Here is an 18,562-nt window from a genome sequence, read left to right on the forward strand (position 1 = left end):
TTTATACCTGGTAGCGATCCAGAATCTCGCTTTGCATTTTGGCCAGATCGTCCAGTTGCGCGGCATTCTGTGCCGTGTTCTGCGCGGCGGCACTGGCTTCTTCCGAAGCCTGGGCCGTGCGCTCCACCATGGCGGCAATATTATTGCTGGCCACGCCCTGCTGCTGGATGGCCGCCGCCACCGCATCGCTGCCTTGTACCGCCGCCCCGGCCAGCTCACCAATGCGCCGCATGGCTACGGCGGCCTGATCGGCGCGGGTGACACCCACCTTGACCAGCTCTTCCGCTTTTTGCATTTGCGCGGTGGCATGGCTGGCATTGCCCAGCATGGCTTCGATGGTGGAAGAAATTTCCTGGGTAGACTTGGTGGTGCGCTCGGCCAGCTTGCGTACTTCATCGGCCACCACGGCAAAGCCACGGCCCTGCTCGCCGGCACGGGCGGCTTCGATGGCCGCATTCAGCGCCAGCAGATTGGTCTGGTCGGCAATGTCGCGAATCACATTGATGACCGTGGCCACTTCGCCGCTATGTGCTTCCATTTCATGAATACTGTCGGCCGATACCGTCACCACCTGCGAAATCTGGTGGATGTCCTTGATGGTCTGTTCGATGATGCTGCTGCTTTCCACCACCAGCGCCTGGGACGACTTGGCGCCATCGCTCTGTTCCACCGATTGCGAAGCCACATGATTGATGCTCACCGTCATCTGCTCGATGGTGGCGGCAATATTGGCCGAAGCCTCGCTTTGCGCACCGGCGGCCATGGACACCTCGCTGGCGGTTTGTGACAGCTCCTGCGAGGCATGCTTCACCTGGCGCGCACCATCGGCCAACTGGCGCATGGCTTGCTGCAGCCCTTCCAGCATGCGGTTGAAGGCGCTGGCGGTACGGCCGATTTCATCCTGATTGTTGCTTTGGGCGCGCAGACGGAAATCACGCTGGTTGCTGACCGCCTCAATGGTGTGTTCGATATGGCTCAGGCCATGGCTGATATTGCGGTACAGCAGCCCACCCATCGTACCGGTCACCAGCAGGGCGAAGGCCATCAGGCCCACGGCCACGCCGAATACCAGCCGGTAGGTGCGGTCGTTTTCCTGGGCCAGATCATTAGCCAGGCGGTAATTGAAGCGGGCATGTTCTTCTACCGCGGTCATCAGCGCGGCAGCGGTTTTCACGAATTCGTTGTTGACCAGGGAGATGGCCTGCTCGGTCTGCTTGTTGCGCGACAGGGCCAGAATGCGGCTGCGGCCATCGCGGTACTGGGCCATCATCGCCTTGTCTGCTTCCAGCAACTGGCTGTCCTCGGCACTGGCGGTTTCATTGATGCGGTATTCGCTCATCAACTTGTCAAAGCGCTGATCCGCTTCGGCCAGATTGCTCTCTGCCGCGGCTTTCTGCTCGTCGGTGGTGGCCAGGACATGGCGCAGGGTATTGGCGCGGATATCCGCCACGGCCCGCAAGGTACCCTGCATGATTTTCAGATCGGGGAAGGTGTGGGTCTGCACATACACAAAGCGCTGTTGTCCGGCGTGCAGGGCACTGATGGCATAGCCACCCACCAGCAGCATGCCGGCCAAGGCAATCGATAAGGTCAGCAATAGTTTTTTCGTGATGGTCATCGTAAACCCCAATATAAAGAGTGGTAATCACTGCCAGGACAACAATGCAACTGCAAACTAAAAGCTTTTAGCTAAGATATTGAACACAAAGCGCAAATACCACTTTATGCCATATTCATTGCAGGCAAAAATAATCCCATGGGCATGACTGGTGGATGTCGCTTCCATGCATACGGATACACTGCCAGCCGTCGATGATGTCGCTACCTGTTAGATTTTCTAATAATGCATGACATCACATCAAGCTTAATTGTTTAAAATCAGCTTTGCGTATGTTTAGCTGGCATAGGCCGGCTACTGGTGATATGCAGGATGGAACAGCCAGAAAGCGTGGGCTCAAGCCTGCGGGCAAGCAGGCCGCCAGCCACTGCCGCGCCATGGCGTGAAAACCAGCACAGCACCCCGCCGCACAACAAATGCAACAGGCCCGCATAGCGCGGGCCTGTGTTCATGCCGGGGGGGAAATGCTAGTTGAACGGGGTGGGGCGCGGGGTATTGTTACTGGATGCCGGCAGCACGGGCAGCACAATCTGCGGTTGCTTGCCGGTAAGCGTATGCAGGAAGGCCACGATATCCGCCACCTCCTGCTTGTTAAAACTGCGTCCCAACTGTAGCTGGCCCATGGTGGTGACAGCCGCTTCCAGCGTGGGTGCGCCGGCATCGTGGAAGTAAGGCGCCCGCAGCGCCACATTACGCAAGGACGGCACCTTGAACGACATGCGGTCCGCTTCCTTGCCCGTTACCCCGGCACGGCCCTGCGCCGGATTACTGGTGTGATACGGTGCCACCAGACCCATCTTCTGGAAGGAATTCCCCCCCACCGCCGGGCCGTTGTGGCAGGCCACGCAGCCCGCAGTCTTGAAGGTTTGGTAGCCGCGCAGCTCCTGCGTGTTCAGCGCCTTCTTATTGCCCTTCAGCCATAGGTCAAAGCGCGAATCCGGCGTCACCAGGGTTTCCTCAAACGCCGCAATCGCCTGCGTTACCTCCTGCATGGTGATCTGCTTGTGGCCGAATACCTTGTCAAACTCGTTGACATAGGCCGGGATAGAGCGCAGCACATCCAGCGCCAGCACATGGTTGGATGCCATTTCCTTGGGATTGGCAATCGGCCCGCTGGCCTGCTCCTGCAGCGATTTGGCGCGGCCATCCCAAAACTGCGCCACATTCATGCTGGAATTAAGCACGGTGGGCGAACGGATAGGCCCTTGCTGCCAGTGATCGCCAATCGAGGAGCTGAGGTTATCACTGCCGCCGGTGGACAGGTTGTGACAGGAATTACAAGAAATAAAACCGGATTTCGACAGCCGCGGTTCAAAAAACAGCTTCTTGCCTAATTCCACCATGGCCGGGTTCTTAATTACAGCCTTGGGAATAGGCTGGATAGGCTCACTTTGAATGCTGGCGGCGGCATGCACTACTGTAGCGGTGAATAGCGGCAGCAGCATGCTGAAATAACGGAGAGATTTCATGGTTTGCTCCATCTGCGTTAAAAATGCTTGTTTTCATCAGTCCTGCATGGTGTTAAACGGCAATGCAAGCCAATATCCATTGCGCAAAGCCTTTGCTGGCAAGGAAATACCTGCAATAAAAAAGCCTGTGCAAAATAAAAGGCAATATTTCCCCCTGGCAGCGTGGCCATAAAAATTCAATAAACAAGAGGTGGAATTAAAACCTTGTGCTGAATAAGGTTTTTAATGGCAGATACAATGCGGTAGATTGAAACCGGCAGATTTGTCGCAGATCAAATAGCGCAATTGAAAACCATGCTGAACGAATTGATATTTTAAATGCGCTTGATAGCCAAAAAATATCAGTACACCAATGGGAGATTAAGGACAGCGAAAAAGGCAATGCACAAAGCGCAGCAGGCTTGCTGTTTGGCGTTGTGCAGGGCAGGTTTGGCGCTGGCGGTGCGCCAGCAGGGCGGATGCATGACAGGGGCTTGAAGTGTGGCCCACAGTGGCCGCGTGTGCGTGGCAGGGCTGGTCAGCCCTTATTTGGCAAAGAAGATAAAACCCAGCGCCAGGCCAATCAGCAGGCACAAACCGCTGATACAGCAGATTCTTTCGATGATGGCATCAAGGCAATGCAAGACGTACTGGCCAGCTTTTTTGAGCATGGTTTCCCCAACCATTGAACGTGGCAGTAATTTGGACATGGCACCTTGCCTGGAAAAATACATGGTTTGACAGCTCTTAACATAAATTGCCATCAGACAATAAATGTTAAATCCCGCCGCTACAAGCTATTGCAGGCGCTATTGGCTGTTAAATAATGAAAATAATCGTATGGCATTACTGGCAATGGCAAATCCATGCGTGGGGGGAGCGGGCATGCCCAATTCGTGGCAAGAGTGCAAGCTGGAGGTTGCCGCGTGGCTAGTCATGGGCTGTATGTCCATGCCAGATAGGGCAGGTACCAAGACATCACCGCCAGGCGATGCATTTGGGATACAAATTTCCCCAGTCAGCCTGCTATCAGCCATTTGGCATCTGATTTTTATGTCAACTACACAATTTGCCAGTAAGATTTGACCATGTGTGATTTGGTAACGATAAGTTAGATGTTGTTAACAGTCATTCAATGGAAAATAAAATATAGTGGGGATTGTGATGAAACAAAAAATCTGCGCACTCAGCATCATGCTGTTTGGCTTCTCGGCGGTTGTTCAGGCAACTCCCTATACCCCGCCAAGCGTCTCGGTTTCCTATGGCGGTACTCAATACGTTATTTCTTCGGCTCTCATGGACTGGTCAACTAGCGCTGCAAGATTGTCGGCGCAGCCATGGTGGGGAAGCCAGTCGATTGCGACGACGTTTGCCAACCTGGTGACAACACAAGCCGGTGGTATCTACGGAGCCTCCGCTGGTGAAGGAGCCCTGTTCGGATTTGGCCATAGCTCTGGCAAAATTACCCTTGTGTACTATGATACTGGATCAATCATAACGACTTGCGTTACCCCAGGAAGTTGTTCAACTGGGGATAGCCAATCTTGGTACTACGCCTATGTTGTAAGCAGCTCGCCTAGTACCAACCTCACTAGTTCTGCGCAAAGCCAGCACAACAACCCCGGCATCAACGCCGCCCGTGTACTGGATGCCAATAGCGCGCTGCAATCCCGCTTCAGCGGCCTGAGCACGGCCCAGCAGCAATCCAGTGCAGTCAGCCAGACCTTGCCGGTGCTGACCGGTGCTGCCAGCCAGGCAGTTCAGGCGGCATCCACTGCGGTGAATCAGGTGATTGTCGGTCGTTTGAATACCCAGCGTGGCCAATCGTCCGGTGACACCTTCTACACCGACAAGAATGTTTGGTTGAAGCCCTTCGGCTCACGTGCCGACCAGGCAGATACCGATGGTGTAAGCGGCTACAAGGCCAACATCTTTGGCCTGGCTGGCGGTGTGGATGGCAAGCTCAACAGCAAGCTGCGCCTGGGTGCCGCCTTCAGCTATGCCCGCAGCGACGTGGACAGCAATGCCAGCGCCCCGCAAAGCCTGAATGTGGATAGCTACCAGCTGATCGGCTATGGCTCTTACGACCTCAACGAACGTACCGCGCTGGATTTCCAGGCTGACATCGGTCAGAACAAGAACGAAAGCAGCCGCACGCTTTCCTTCGCCAGCAACGTGGCCAAGGCCAACTACGACAGCTGGACGGTTCACACCGGCCTCAGCCTGTCGCGCAGTTACGCGCTGAGTGAAAATAACAGCCTGATTCCGTCCGTGCGCGTGGATTACACCCGCATTCGCGCTGATGGTTATCAGGAAAGCGGTGCCGGTTCGCTCAACCTGAACGTGGGCACGCAAAATACCGAAGCACTGGTATTTGGCGTGGACGGCAAGCTGGTCAGCAAGCTCAACGACAAGCTCACCCTCAGCACCAGTATTGGTGTGGGCTATGACGCCATGAGCAAGCAGAACGCCATCACCTCCGCCTATGCAGGCGCACCGACGGCAGCCTTCACCACTACCGGCATCAACCCCAGCCCGTGGCTGGGTCGTGGCGCACTGGGCCTGGCATACAAAACCAAGAACGGTCTGGAAATCACCGGCCGTTACGATCTGGAATACCGCCAGAGCTACCTGGGCCAAACCGTATCGCTCAACCTGAACATGCCTTTCTAAGCGCAGCACAGGTGCAATGAAAAAGGCCCGCAAGGGCCTTTTTTTATTACTTCTGTCCTGTAGCCTCCCGCCACAGCGCAGGCCAGGATTCTGCCCAGCAGCATTGATGGTTGAACCCCGGCAATGTACGCAGGCTTACCGGCAGTTGCGCTGTCAGCCGTTCCGCCACGCCTGTTGCCAGTGATGGCGGTATGTTTTCGTCTTGCTCACCGCTAAACAGCCATACATGGCGGGCACGCAGATGTTTCAAGCCTTGTCGTGGGTCCAGCGAACCTTGCAATGGAGACAGGTCATGCAGTTTGATCCAGCCTGCCGGGTCCACATTACCCGCGACGCCTATCAGCAGCTGTACATCGCTACGCCGCTCGGCCAGCAATAGGGCGAGCGCAGCACCGCCGGAATACCCCACCAGATTGATTTGCCCGGCACCGTATTGCTGCTTGAGTTGGTCCAGCGCCTGGTCCAGCGCGGCCACCACCGGCTCGGCAAAGCGCTCAGAGGTCCACCACCGCTGCTGGCATTGTGCGGGCATGGGCTGCGCGTACTGGCATGGCCGCGCCAGATAGACAGCCACGCCATCGGGCTGCTGCAAGGCCAGTTGCAAGCCTACGGGCCGCAGTGGGGTAGGGTCGTCTGACGGGGTGTCGCTATTGAGCCAGGCCAGGCCATCGCCTTCCAGATAAACCGTAATGGGCTGATTGCCTGCTACCTGCGCGACCGGGCCAGCACTGAACAGACGGAAGTCCCCGGCCTGCAGATACTGTCCTTGCCAGCTCCTGATTTGCAGCAACTGCTGCGACTGCGCCAAGCGGCTGGCGCCATCCAGCAGCTGGGCACAGGCGGACAGCAACAGCACGCTACACAACAGGGCACTACGCAGCACAGTGGACAACATGGCGGGCACCGGGACCAAAGAAAGCCACACTATACCGCCTGAGCCATCGCCCCCGGTATGCCAGCCTCATTAAAACAACGATCGCCCGGTATACGTGGTAAACAACTCCAGCGCCTGCACCCCGGCCAGCGAGTTGCCGTTGGCGTCCAGCCCCGGCGACCACACGCACAGCGCCAGCTCGCCCGGCAGCAGCGCCACAATGCCGCCGCCTACGCCGCTTTTGGCGGGCAGGCCCACGCGAAAGACAAAATCCCCCGCTGCGTCGTAGGTGCCGCAGGTCAGCATCAGCGCGGACAGCCGCTTGTTGGCGCTGACATCCAGAATGCGCTCACCAGTCAGCGGGGCCACCCCGCCATTGGCCAGAAACAAGGCCGCCTGCGCCAGTTCCACGCAGCTCATGGTGATGGCGCACTGGCGGCAATACGCCTCCACCACCTGTTCCGGCGGCATCTGCATATTGCCGAAGCTGGCCATGAAATGGGCAATCGCCCGGTTGCGGTTGGCATGCGCCATTTCCGACTGCGCCACCCGCGAGTCGTAGTTGAGGTCCGCCTGGTCAATCAGCCGCCGGATAAACGCCAGCACCGCCGTGTCCGCCCGCACAAAACGCTGCGCCAGCACGTCAGTCACCACCAGCGCCCCGGCATTGATAAACGGGTTACGCGGCTTGCCCTGCTCGGTTTCCAGTTGCACCAGCGAATTGAACGCCGTGCCGGACGGCTCGCGCCCCACCCGTTGCCACAAGGCATCGCCCAGCAGGCGAAACGCCATCACGCAGGCAAACAGCTTGGAAATGCTTTGAATGGAAAAGCGCTCTCCGGCGTCGCCCACGGTAAAGCAGCGGCCATCCACCGTCACCACCGCCATGCCAAACTTGTCCACCGGCACCCGTGCCAGCTCCGGAATATAGCGCGCCACCGTACCGCTGCCGCGCCAGGGGGCAATGTCGCGGTAAATGTCATCCAGAACGGTTTGGTAATCCATCCGGCAGCATCCTGTGTGGCGTCAAGGCGGGGCAGTTAATGTACTGGAAACAAAGCCGCCAATTCCAGCGCTTTGCGTGCTGCGCTGCGGCAGGCGGGGAGAATGGCAGCTTTACCCGTGGCCCGTGGCCCTTATTTGATAAAACACCTTGTTTTGCCACAATGGCGTGATAGTCTTCAAAGGATGCATTTCGGGTATTAATACGGGCGGCAATCTTTTTACATGCTTTTACGCATGTTGGAGCCGCCGGTGCTGCTTGGGGCGGCATGTATTGATATCTGTCAGGCTTTCAATTTTCAGAAAATGCCAAAATAAATTTTCTGTCATAAACAACATAAAAATAATCCGGGACAAGCGCAGCATGCATCCGTTGCCGATGGACTGCCGCCTGCTCCTGAATTTGATTCCGTCGCTTGGAGGCACCATGTCAATTTCACAGCGTATATCGCTTCTGCTGGCTGTACTGTTCGCGGCCATTGTTTCCCTCAGTTTTACTGGCATTTATGGCTTGAATGGTGCGCAAGACCGTTTTGAGTTCTATCAGGACAACACCGCCCCCAGCGTAAAGGCGCTGAGTGAGATCAATATACTGACCCAGAAAATGCGCGTGCAGGCACGCGACTACCTGATTTTCACCGCCCCGGAACGCCGGGCGCAGGCAGAACGCAGGCTGAACGACGCCGCCACGCGGGTGACATCGCTGCTGGATAACTACGAAAAAAACTACATTTCCGACGACACCGACCTGGCCATGGTCAAGCAAGACCGGCAAATGTTTGAGACCTACTTCAACAACACGCGCAAGCTGCTGAGTGCTGCCGCCGCTGGCAATACCGCCGCCGTACAAGCCGGTTTTTCCGATGGGGGAGATTTCCGCCAAAGCGCCATCACCCTGGAAGCCCAGTTGGAAAAGCATCTGGACTACAACTGGAAGCTGGGCGATGTGCTGCGCGAAAAAAACCAGCAAGCCTACCAGCGCCTGCTGATCACCCAGATTACCATCAGCACCCTGGCCATTGCCTTCTGCCTGGTGTTTGGCAGCATCACCATCCGCAACCTGCGTAACCGCCTCAACCGGCTGGGCGAGTTTATCGACCACGTTACCGGCAAGCTGGACTTCACCCCGCGTATCAAGGTCACCCGCGATGACGAGCTGGGCAAGGTGGCCGACGCCATGAACAAACTGCTGACCCGCCTGCAAGACAGCCTTAACGAAATCAACCGTGGCGCCCTGTCCATTGCCAGCGTGTCCGAGTCCCTGTCGCAAAACGCCAGCCAGGTAGCCAGCGCCGCCAGCCAGCAAAGCAGCGCCTCGGCCAATGTGGCCGCCACGGTAGAGCAAATGACCGTCAGCGTGAACCACGTGGCCGACCGCGCCTCCGAGGCCAACAACATGACCGTGGAATCCGGCAAGCTGGCCAGCGACGGCGTTAGCGTCATCAACGACGCCGCCACCGGCATCCGCAATATCGCCGCCAATATCAGCAATGCCGAAACCCTGATCCGCGACCTGGAAACCAGAACACAAGACATCGAAAGCGTGATTCAGGTGATCAAGGACGTGGCCGACCAAACCAATCTGCTGGCGCTCAACGCCGCCATCGAAGCCGCCCGCGCCGGCGAACAAGGCCGCGGCTTTGCCGTGGTGGCCGACGAAGTACGCAAGCTGGCAGAACGCACGGCCAGCTCCACCCAGGAAATCACCTCCACCATCGTCAACATGCGGCAAAGCGCCGAATCCGCCGTGCGCGGCATGCAGGACGTCGTGGGCCTGGTGGAACACAGCGTCAGCAACACCACCACCGCCAACGACGCCATCAACCGCATCCAGCACAGCAGCCAGCAAGCCAGCCATGTGGTGGGCGAAATCACCAGCGCCATCCAGGAACAAAGCGTCGCCACCAACAATATTGCCCAGCAGGTGGAAAGCATTGCCCAAATGGCCGAGCGCAGCAGCATCTCCGCCACCGACACCGCCAAGCTGGCACAAGACCTGGACCAGCTCTCCCGCGCGCTCAAGGGCATTGTCGACACCTACACCCTAAGCTCTGCCCAAACCACGCTGATGTAAGCCAAAGGCAGCCAGGGCCACCCGCCTTGGCTGCCTGGGCGCTAACGCATGTACAAATCGGTACTGGCGCGGCGCAGTTGCTGATGGGTAAGCGACAGAATGCGGTACATATCCTCGCGCGACAGGCTGTTGCCGCGCGCATCCCCCAGCATTTCCAGCAAGTGCGACAAAGGCTTCAGACTGCCGTTAAGGTCGGCCTCCACCTTGTCCAGCCGCAACTGCAACTGCAGGCACACCCGCCACACTCGCTGCATGCAGGCATCGGCCAGCGGGTCCGGTTCTTGCCCCAGCGCCTGCTGCAAGCTTTCCAGACAAGCATGCAAACAGCCCAGCGGCAGGCTGATCTGGCTCATGAAAGCGGCAAACTCCGGGTCGGACAGGGACGGGAAATGCGAAGGCAGGGACGGCGGAAAAGGCGGTGGTTGTGGAGTACGGCTCATGGCAAATCCTCCTTAGGTAGGTTCACCCGCCACACGTCGCCAAACGGAGGTGGCAGGCGCAAGGCAGGGTTGGCGAACCGGACCTAAGAACCGGCATACCCGAAGGTATCCCCACCAAGGCCCGCCATAGATGCTGCGAAGCAATGGTGTGTTCGGACACTCCGCAGTCGCAGCTGCGTCAGTCCGTCTTAGGTCACAGGTCGCCAAACCTGATGCCGCTATTGAACGGCACTTGGCGATTATCAGTTGGGTCGGGGGTGGGAGGCAAGGCTGATTCCGGCAAGACCGGTTAATACCCGGCAAGGCTGAAACCAGTGGAATACCGGCAATGTTGGGGTTTGCATTGCGCATGCCCGGCACCTGCATAAAAAGTGATGGGCAAATTGTGACGTAAAAGCGGCTGACGTAAAAGCAGCACACCCTAAAACTGGCCAGCATGACAGATAAGTCCGCTCTCGATCCTTCCGCCCGCCAAGTGCGCGCACAACTGGCCACAAACCTTATCCGCTTGCGCCGGGAGAAAGGCATGTCACAAGAGGCCCTTGCTTTGGAAGCAGGCCTGCACCGCACCTTCGTCGCCCACGTCGAGCGGCAAGCCCGCAATATCTCGCTGGACAACCTGACACGGCTGGCCAACGCGCTGGATGTGCCTGTCCACAACCTGCTGATGCCCTGACTGCGCGCACCAAGTAAAGTCGCTTGATACTCAAAACTAGCAAGGTGTCGAACGGCTACCTAAAGTGAGGAAATTTCAGACTACTTCGATAAAATGAAAAATGCTACTTATAGTCTATAGACGCAAAGTCATCTAACAACCTACCTTCGCTTCTTATGGACATTAGTAGCGAACACGCAATTCTTATTGCCTTTGGTGACACAGTAAGGCGCCACAGGGTAGAGCTGGGCCTTAGTCAAGAGGCTCTTGCGGAAATTGTTAGCCTTCACAGAACCTATATTGGCTCCGTAGAGCGTGGAGAACGGAATGTATCTCTCTTAAATCTTTGCAAAATTGCTCATGCGCTAGGACTCTCGGTTTCCGAACTACTCAGCAGAGCGGAAGATGAGCTGCCAGTTCGCCCTATCAGGAGCTAATGTGAGCCCGCAAGAAGAACTCGCAAATCTTATCAGTCAGCTTTCACCAGAACGTGTCAGTTTGCTCATTGAAATGGGCCACGCTCTGACTCGTTCGGTTGTATCGCAAGTGGCATCTGATTCAGACATAGTGGTGGATGCGTTTGAGCGTGATTTTTCTGGGCGTCTATTACTATTTCACGCAATGCACGACGCAGCTCTGACCAAAAAGACATTTGAATATTTCTTTTGTGGTTCATCCCGTGCAGCGGGAAGGCATGCATCTCAAACAGAAAACTCTGTTTATCCTGGGGAAGATGTTGTTGTGGATGGCCACAAGTTTTCCTTGAAGACAGAAGGCGGATTATCAATCAGTAGCACGGCTATCCATATTTCAAAATTAATGGAAGCCAGATGGATCCGAGAGTGCCATAGTGCTGAGGATTTTTGCACCTTCTCCAAGGAAAGGATTGGCATCCATTTAAGCCATTACGAGCGAATTATTTCGCTTCGTTCCTTTCATAGACGTTCTACGGTTTTATACGAACTTGTCGAGATTCCAAAGGATGTGCTTTTAGAAATCTTCCATTTAAATCCCTCTGATTTTTCAGCAAGAACAGCTAACGGTTCATCTAGTGCCGAGGTTCGAGGAAGCGACGGTAGGCGGTTGTTCGTTTTAAGTCTTGATGGATCAGTGGAAAAGATCACTGTTCGAAGCCTCCAGTTACGTCATTGTAAGGTACATGCCACTTGGGAAGTTACCCTAGCTTAGATAATTAAGTAGTAACCAAGAAATCATCATGCAAGAAGGAAAGCTGCTGATCTTTGCTAATGTTGATTGGTACGATGTCTTCTGGTAGTAAACTGGTGCCTGAGAGAATACAGTTTTTGATATCGGGCTTGATACCAGTAAACATCCAATCGACAACGTTAGCCAGTTGAAAAGAGATGAGTGGTGGAACGGCATCTCCAATGTGTCTATACATGTTTGACAGCGACTCCCCGCCAAATACATAAGTTTCAGGAAAGCCTTGTAGAAGTGCAAGCTCTCTAACAGTGCAAAGCCGATCTTGCTCCGGGTGAGCATATCGACCGTTACCAATGTGGGAGCACTCCCTTTTGATTGTCGCTGCAGGGCGCAGCCAAGCCATACGGCCATAAACATCGGGGTGTGAACCAAAATCCCCTTTTTCGACATAGCGCCTCATGGCTGGAGTCATCAACTCCAATCCACCTTTACGAGACCTTAAATCAATCCATGATCCACCATCATGGGGTATAGCTCTAAGTCTTGCTAGAGAATCCTCATTCATGTTTGGTGAAACATGAAAATCGTCCAATGCATAGCGTTCCCCAGCCTTAACTTTGGGAAGATGAGAGATACACCGATAGACTGTAGTAGCTTCCTCTTGTACTTGATAGCCGTGCCACAAATCCTCCAATCCCTTCACACCAGTTGGAAGAAGAGTTGCAATAACTAGAGCACGTTCGCGGCGTTGTGGCAATCCAAAGCGATTCAGCATATGAACAGATGCCTGCACGTCATATCCTAACTGTTCAAGTACCTTTCTTAGATCCCGAAAATGGTGCGAAAAATTTCCTCGCAAAAGCTCACGGGCATTTTCCATGACAAGAACTTTAGGCCGCAGGATACGCACCCATTTTTCGGTGCGGAGAACAAGGCTATTCCGATTGTCATCGGTTAAATGGTTGTTTGGATTGGCTCTAGAAAACCCCGTGCAAGGTGGACAGGCCGAAAGAACATCAAGATCGTTCCCATTCAAAAGTTGCGTACGTATCAACTCGATTTCATCATCTTCGATTTGAGCCAAATCAACAGCAGTAGGGGCTATAGAAATGTTTGATTGATACGTCAGGTTGCAACCGAGTTTTCCCTTCCCGCTGCTAGGCTTACCAAACTCTCCATCAAAAGCTGCCATTACTTGAAAGGCGGGGTGAGCATGAAAACCAAAACTCATTCCGCCAGCGCCAGAGAAGAGGTCGATAAAGGTGATTTTTCTTGGGAAAGTGGTCATTACAGCAGCCATAAATTTTGCCCTGGAGATGACTTAAAGTATCATTTTGGGCTTAATCGGTCAAGTTTGCTACTGTGAACTCTGGATCATTTTTGAAGATTTTGGGTTGTATAGCAGAACCAATGACGGCAATGGGTCGTAGTTGCCCGAGCCTCTACTCGGGTTCCAGCGCTAGTTGGTATTGCCCCATAAGCAGCCGCGATCTGGTTGATATCTACTTAATTTGCTCTTGCCCTGCTATTAGGGGGCTGCGTGAAATGAGCATGGGTATATGCTAGGGCGCAGAATGTTGGAGTTCACTTCAAGAATGTTTTTGAGGGGGGGCACTGTGCTGGATGGCAACTGTTAAGGAATCCTTGATAGTTCAAATAGTGGGCACCCGCAATGTGCATGTCTTGCCGTCTTCTACAACGGCGATTAGCCTGTGTGCCTCGTTCCCAGGCTTACGTATTGGTGTCGATGTCCTGCAAGCTGGCCGCGTAGTCTTGCCCGCCGTAGAAGATGCCAATGATGGATACCGTGTCGGCGTCCACGGTGAAGGCAATGACGGTTCGTTTCTTGTAATGGGTAATGCGTAGTCCTGGCCGCACTTCGTCGCGGTTTGTCCCGCGCAGTGGAAAAGTGTGCAGGTTTTCGCAGTAGCTTACGATTGCCTCGGTGTATTGCGCTGCGGTATGTGGCGATGCTGCCTCTGCGATGTAGCGGTAAAGCTCGGCAAGCTGCTCCATGGCTTCCGGGCTGAACACTACCTGATGGCTCATGGTTTCTTGGCGTGTTCGGCGGCCAGACGGGCGCGCACCTGGTCTATGGTGACGGCGCGGGACGGGTCGGCTTTCAGGGCGTCATAGGCCGGGCCTACCTGATTGAGCAGCCAGCTTTCCACGGCACGGTCTCGTGCCATCAGTGCGCGTAGTCCATCGCGGATGACTTCGCTTTCACTGGCGTATTCTCCAGAGCGCACTTTTGCCTTCACCTCCTCTGCCATGTCATTGGGCAGGGTGATGCTCATTTGCTGGGTGGTCCGCATGGCAATCTCCTTTGAAATCAATAGGATTCAATCCTACTCACGACAATGCCCACTGTCCACCAAGCAATATGGCCGTGGTGAGCAGCGGCAAGAAAAAAGCGACCAGAAAATCCGGTCGCTTTTTTTACCTTCGCGCCATGCAGCTTTGCACGCGCTGCGGTGGCCTACCTGTAGATGAACGCATAAGCTGAGAAATCCTGCTCTTGTCATTCAATGACTTAGGGCTGGTGGGGACGCATATGCTGAGAAAATGCGACTCATAAGCTGAGAATTTACTCCCCCAATCCCTTGAATGTAGGCTTCCGAGATGGCCGAAAAACCAAACTCCCATCAGGAGCGATAGCCATCGTCAGCAAGAAGTAATCCGAAAACAACCTGCCAGCGAGTAAATTCTAGCCGGTTTTCCCTTATGGGTGTAGTCAATCTAAGACGACGCAGTATTGGCTGACAGCCTAGAGAGTGGAGGTGTCTGTCCGGCCATTGCTGCGATAGCGATTCGAAGATTGGTGCCTAGTTGTACAAGCCGAGCGTGTACGACCTTCTGCGCCTCCTCTCGGCTAACGACGTGGACTGTGGTGGGCCATGAGGCTGCAACAAAGTCAGTAGCAAGTGCAATTGTGCGTGCCGCCATCAATCGCTTTATCCCACTCTTCGCCTGACCGTAAGCCTCCGCTATGGCCTCGCCTGCGGCCAAAGGCATGACGTCTTGGCCTGCGGACCACTTCTTTAACCTGCCATAGGAGAAGGTTGCTCCGATACCGCCACGCAGCTGCATGTCAGTGACAAGTGCAGACAACGTTTTGCAAGATAGGGATGCTTGAGCTTCTCGAATCCAATTGCCAATCGGATGGTGAAGTGGATTCGTCAGTCTATCGAGATTTTCAAAAGCCAGAGGTGCTGGCTTTCTGTACTTTGCAATGAAAGATTCAACTAGACCTACGCCAACAAGAGCATTCAACAAACGTTCTACAAAATGATATTCAGCCCTACCTATACCTGGTGCATGATTTGACCACCAAGCATCTACATCAGCTAAAAGATTCTCACCACAACAAGGGCAGGGAACTACGCTACTCAAGGTAATGGAAGTGACACGCATTGGTAGTCCTTCAATTACTTTGAATAGTGCAAGGATGTCAGGCATTAATGGACCATCAACGGCACTACCTGCCTTTTCTTCAAGATACCCCTGTGGAAGTCCTAAGCACTTAGCCAATATATCTATTGTTGTTGAACTAGCCTTATGTGTACCCCTCAGTAGATTTTCTAGATTCTTGTAGTGATTCCCAGCTCCATGCCGGATATGAGCCTGGTGACCAGCATGGTCTGTAAGAAGGCGCACAAGAAACTCAGGGTCTGGGGCTTTTGGGGTAGCTGGTTCTAGGCGAAGCATCCTGCCATACGGACCTAACTTACGGAGAACCGATACTTGCTGAAATGGCGGAGTAAGAAATTCAGCCACCGTCATTCCTGAAGTGTTGGTATTGGCTGAGCTCAGGCTCGGAGACAGGTTTTCCATGCAGCGGTACCATCATCCAATGTAGAGGTGAGAGCATAGTTTGCGTCCAACAAGGACGCCAAACCTAGACTTCTCACATGAAAGGAAAACATCATGACAATTCATGCCTATGCTGACGCTGACAATCCGAATTGGCCGAGCCGTACCGGCAATCCATCTGGTGGTGGACGTGGGAATAACCCACCGACCAAAAATTAACAACTTAGGTAAGGCAAGCTCGCTCTGTTGGTGGGCTTGCCATCATCTCTGCTAAGCAGCCTTGCAGCGGCTAGACTCTCACATCCAGTTGGTCAGATGGTTCCGAACTGTATGGAATGATAGTTGTTATGACCTTTTTGACCCAAAGGAGCCGGGAAGAATGGGGGACCACCTGCGCTTTGGCTTTGGAACCTTCTTAATTGCTTTTTCCAAAGCAGCAATTTTCTTCACTAATTCAGCCTGATTTGGAGAAGTAGTTGAATTGCGCAGTGATTCCTTCATGATTTTCAACTCAGATTTAAGGTCATCAAGTTTTTTCTTATTCTTAGCATCATTCTTAGCAGCTCTCTCCCGCTCTTTTTTTGCATAGAGACTTGCTTGGTATTCGAGCGGCACATTCCCCAGTCGAGAAGGTGAACTTGAAAATAAAACGGTACCATCGGACATCATTTTTTTTTCGATGGGGGATGTGCATTTTTTATGGCTCATGGAGCAAGTCCTAGCGTACTAACTAATCTTGGGGAAGGATAGAAATTTACCGCGATGGCACTGCTTATAGGTCATACCATTCGGCTGTTGCCATCCTCGAAGATGCTCATTCCTCACATGCCACATCATTGAGAGTATGAATTTATTTGCAGGCATGCATGTAAGACACCGCCAGCTTATATTCCTTGCAGCTCCTCATCCTCTTCTTCGGATGTATCAATAGCCTGCTCAGCCTCCACGTGTAGCAGAGTCTTGCCCATGGCATGCCCAATTAGTTCTAGGAGTGCTTGCTTACGGGCTGAATAAAAACCATAGAAATCATCACTTCGTAGCAGCGCCGGGTTAATTGCATGCGTGCTCAAGATGACATCCATTTCTTTGTCATCAATTTTGACATGCTCATGCTGCTGAATTTTGCCTAGGTATATGGATGGTGCCACGCCACCTATCATTCGATTTGCCTTGTAGGACAGGGGAGTCTTGTTCACAACGGTGTTGTATTGCTGCCTTGGGATACCCTTCTTTTCGCACCAGTCTTGAGGGAAAATATGGTGAATATCCAATGCAACGTTCTCTTCCTCTAGCTCAGAGATGGTTCCTTTCCAGAAGAAGTCCGCAGCCTTCCCGCGCAAGAGAAGGACGTTAAGGCCCTTGTAGGCAGCACTGAGACGAGATGTCATGCGGTCAAGACGGTCTGGACGGAATGCAGCATCGTGTATGGTGCGAGGCTCCGGGGCAGAGTCACCTTTCTCAATCCAGGTCAGTAAGTCTTCAACATCATTGGCGATTCGGGTTTCCACCGCGCCACCGTACAGTTCTCCAAGTACGCCGCACCAGTACCAACGTGCCAATTTTTCGTAGATACGTGGCTCTTTCCATCTTTCTTCCAGAATGGTCATTACTGCTGCGAGTGGAGCTAGCTGAGTCCGGTATGGCAGGTCCCGGCCATCTCGTACACATTCTCGTCGCAGAAATTTTGCCGCACGCTTGAATCCCTCCTCAATCGCATCAGCCCACTCTTTGTATGCCGCCAGAGGCATCTCCAGAATTGTTGCGCGCTTTGCACTTACTGGAGTGACTTGCTTGCCTGTTTTTCCGGCCTCGAGGTCAGCTTTCCGACGTTTCAATGTGTACAACATGGCAATAGCTTGCAGGAAGTCTGTGGATTCCAGAGGTCTCAGCACTGGCTCGGTAGTCAATCGCTTATGCCGAGAATCCACCTTACGGGCTGTGCTGCCAAACCAGTCATCGCGCAGGTTATATCCATCAGCTGCATAGGTCGCAGTTACAAGTTCGAAGACATTGAGTGGCACACCACCTGTATTCACTTTTTCGAAAACCAGGCACACGGCTTCCTTGCTGGTGGACTTGTGCAATTGAATGACTGGAAGCTGATAGCTACGAAATGCCTGTAATACCTGTTTACGGAACTTCATGTAGAGACCGAATTGTTCCGGTTTGGCTTCCTGCAGTCCTTCTTCCCACGCATCAGAATTCATCGTTTGGCGGCAGGGGAAATAAAGGTGTTCGTACTCATGGGCAGGGGTCGACAGGTCCAGCTTGATATCACGACCGAAGTTTTCTCGCAGGCATTTGTCGGCATCCACTGCAATAATGGCTTCATCTAATGACTCAACTCCCTCGAGAGCACGCTGAATGTCCCAGTAGTAATAACGCTCAATAGCACGACCTTTTTCATTACGGGTCGCTACTGGTCCATCAATAGATAGCACCTGAGTTAGAGTAGTCAGTCGCTGTTGGCCATCCAAAATCAGCAGCTCAGCGGCAGGAATGCTCTCTGGCAGCTTTACGCCTTCTACTGGGCGAATCTGGAAGCGTGTTTCTCCCCCAGTTTCAAGTAGCATTACCGCACCCACTGGAAACGAACGTGCAATGCTGACCAGCAAACTACGTACATGGCTGTCATCCCAGACCCAACCGCGCTGAAAATCTGGCAGTTGAATTTTCCCGTTACTGACGTCCTTGAGCACGTCCTCCAATGAACGTTTGGTGCTATCGAAGTGGCTCATCGATTTCCTTTCTGTTCTCTTTGTAAGCAGTGAATCATTCCCGCCCCTGTGGGCAATCGCGTC

18 protein-coding genes are annotated in these 18,562 nt (G+C 53.8%); 6 read left to right on the forward strand and 12 right to left on the reverse strand.

Annotation, left to right across the window (positions count from 1 at the left end; genetic code table 11):
- Position 1 precedes the first annotated feature (1 nt).
- The gene (locus DLM_RS20465) at positions 2-1,618 is read right to left on the reverse strand and encodes a methyl-accepting chemotaxis protein (protein ID WP_089083063.1); all 1,617 of its coding nucleotides are present in this window, start codon (positions 1,616-1,618) and stop codon (positions 2-4) included.
- Positions 1,619-2,085: 467 nt separating this feature from the next.
- Positions 2,086-3,087, reverse strand: coding sequence for a cytochrome-c peroxidase (locus tag DLM_RS20470; protein ID WP_197715463.1), 1,002 nt, complete (start codon positions 3,085-3,087; stop codon positions 2,086-2,088).
- Here DLM_RS20470 and DLM_RS23465 point away from each other — a divergent pair.
- On the forward strand, positions 3,086-3,259 hold the full coding sequence (locus tag DLM_RS23465) for a hypothetical protein (protein WP_167467013.1): 174 nt from the start codon (positions 3,086-3,088) through the stop codon (positions 3,257-3,259). The two genes, DLM_RS20470 and DLM_RS23465, sit on opposite strands and share 2 nt — an antisense overlap.
- Before the next feature lie 352 nt (positions 3,260-3,611).
- Here DLM_RS23465 and DLM_RS23925 read toward each other — a convergent pair whose 3' ends face one another.
- Positions 3,612-3,737: a hypothetical protein gene (locus DLM_RS23925; RefSeq protein ID WP_269461340.1), complete on the reverse strand. Its 126-nt coding sequence runs from the start codon at positions 3,735-3,737 to the stop codon at positions 3,612-3,614.
- 799 nt (positions 3,738-4,536) lie between these two features.
- Between DLM_RS23925 and DLM_RS20480 the strand changes: the two genes are divergently transcribed.
- Positions 4,537-5,739: an autotransporter outer membrane beta-barrel domain-containing protein gene (locus DLM_RS20480; RefSeq protein WP_167467182.1), complete on the forward strand. Its 1,203-nt coding sequence runs from the start codon at positions 4,537-4,539 to the stop codon at positions 5,737-5,739.
- Positions 5,740-5,785: 46 nt separating this feature from the next.
- On the opposite strand, the gene DLM_RS20485 is transcribed toward DLM_RS20480, so the two are convergent.
- A complete protein-coding gene (locus DLM_RS20485) occupies positions 5,786-6,634 on the reverse strand; it encodes an alpha/beta hydrolase (protein ID WP_089083059.1) in 849 nt (282 codons plus the stop codon).
- Positions 6,635-6,703: 69 nt separating this feature from the next.
- Positions 6,704-7,618: a glutaminase gene (locus DLM_RS20490; RefSeq protein ID WP_089083058.1), complete on the reverse strand. Its 915-nt coding sequence runs from the start codon at positions 7,616-7,618 to the stop codon at positions 6,704-6,706.
- A gap of 424 nt (positions 7,619-8,042) precedes the next feature.
- On the opposite strand from DLM_RS20490, the gene DLM_RS20495 reads away from it, so the two are divergent.
- Positions 8,043-9,689, forward strand: a complete 1,647-nt coding sequence (locus tag DLM_RS20495; RefSeq protein WP_167467183.1) for a methyl-accepting chemotaxis protein — start codon at positions 8,043-8,045, stop codon at positions 9,687-9,689.
- Between the two features lie 41 nt (positions 9,690-9,730).
- On the opposite strand, the gene DLM_RS20500 is transcribed toward DLM_RS20495, so the two are convergent.
- The gene (locus DLM_RS20500) at positions 9,731-10,129 is read right to left on the reverse strand and encodes a hypothetical protein (RefSeq protein WP_089083056.1); all 399 of its coding nucleotides are present in this window, start codon (positions 10,127-10,129) and stop codon (positions 9,731-9,733) included.
- A 526-nt stretch (positions 10,130-10,655) separates the two neighbouring features.
- On the opposite strand from DLM_RS20500, the gene DLM_RS24090 reads away from it, so the two are divergent.
- From DLM_RS24090 to DLM_RS23200, 3 genes are all read left to right on the forward strand, one after another.
- Complete coding sequence (locus tag DLM_RS24090; protein WP_420000701.1) at positions 10,656-10,805, forward strand: helix-turn-helix domain-containing protein; 150 nt, start codon at positions 10,656-10,658, stop codon at positions 10,803-10,805.
- Positions 10,806-10,960: 155 nt separating this feature from the next.
- Positions 10,961-11,221 (forward strand): helix-turn-helix domain-containing protein, encoded by a 261-nt coding sequence (locus DLM_RS20510; RefSeq protein ID WP_089083054.1) that lies wholly within the window; start codon positions 10,961-10,963, stop codon positions 11,219-11,221.
- A 1-nt stretch (position 11,222) separates the two neighbouring features.
- A complete protein-coding gene (locus DLM_RS23200; RefSeq protein WP_145985904.1) occupies positions 11,223-11,972 on the forward strand; it encodes a hypothetical protein in 750 nt (249 codons plus the stop codon).
- A gap of 4 nt (positions 11,973-11,976) precedes the next feature.
- Here the strand turns inward: DLM_RS23200 and DLM_RS20515 are convergent, their stop codons facing one another.
- From DLM_RS20515 to DLM_RS20535, 6 genes are all read right to left on the reverse strand, one after another.
- The gene (locus DLM_RS20515; protein WP_089083053.1) at positions 11,977-13,236 is read right to left on the reverse strand and encodes a DNA cytosine methyltransferase; all 1,260 of its coding nucleotides are present in this window, start codon (positions 13,234-13,236) and stop codon (positions 11,977-11,979) included.
- Between the two features lie 443 nt (positions 13,237-13,679).
- Positions 13,680-13,997, reverse strand: coding sequence for a type II toxin-antitoxin system RelE/ParE family toxin (locus DLM_RS20520; protein WP_089083052.1), 318 nt, complete (start codon positions 13,995-13,997; stop codon positions 13,680-13,682).
- Complete coding sequence (locus tag DLM_RS20525; protein ID WP_089083051.1) at positions 13,994-14,263, reverse strand: ribbon-helix-helix domain-containing protein; 270 nt, start codon at positions 14,261-14,263, stop codon at positions 13,994-13,996. Before DLM_RS20525 ends, DLM_RS20520 begins: the two co-directional genes overlap by 4 nt.
- Positions 14,264-14,687: 424 nt before the next feature.
- Positions 14,688-15,782: a hypothetical protein gene (locus tag DLM_RS23205; protein WP_145985905.1), complete on the reverse strand. Its 1,095-nt coding sequence runs from the start codon at positions 15,780-15,782 to the stop codon at positions 14,688-14,690.
- Positions 15,783-16,106: 324 nt separating this feature from the next.
- Positions 16,107-16,469 (reverse strand): hypothetical protein, encoded by a 363-nt coding sequence (locus tag DLM_RS23210; protein WP_145985906.1) that lies wholly within the window; start codon positions 16,467-16,469, stop codon positions 16,107-16,109.
- A gap of 176 nt (positions 16,470-16,645) precedes the next feature.
- Positions 16,646-18,499, reverse strand: coding sequence for a GmrSD restriction endonuclease domain-containing protein (locus DLM_RS20535; protein ID WP_089083049.1), 1,854 nt, complete (start codon positions 18,497-18,499; stop codon positions 16,646-16,648).
- Between the last annotated feature and the right edge of the window lie 63 nt (positions 18,500-18,562).

The organism is Aquitalea magnusonii, assembly GCF_002217795.2.
GTDB lineage: Bacteria > Pseudomonadota > Gammaproteobacteria > Burkholderiales > Chromobacteriaceae > Aquitalea > Aquitalea magnusonii_B.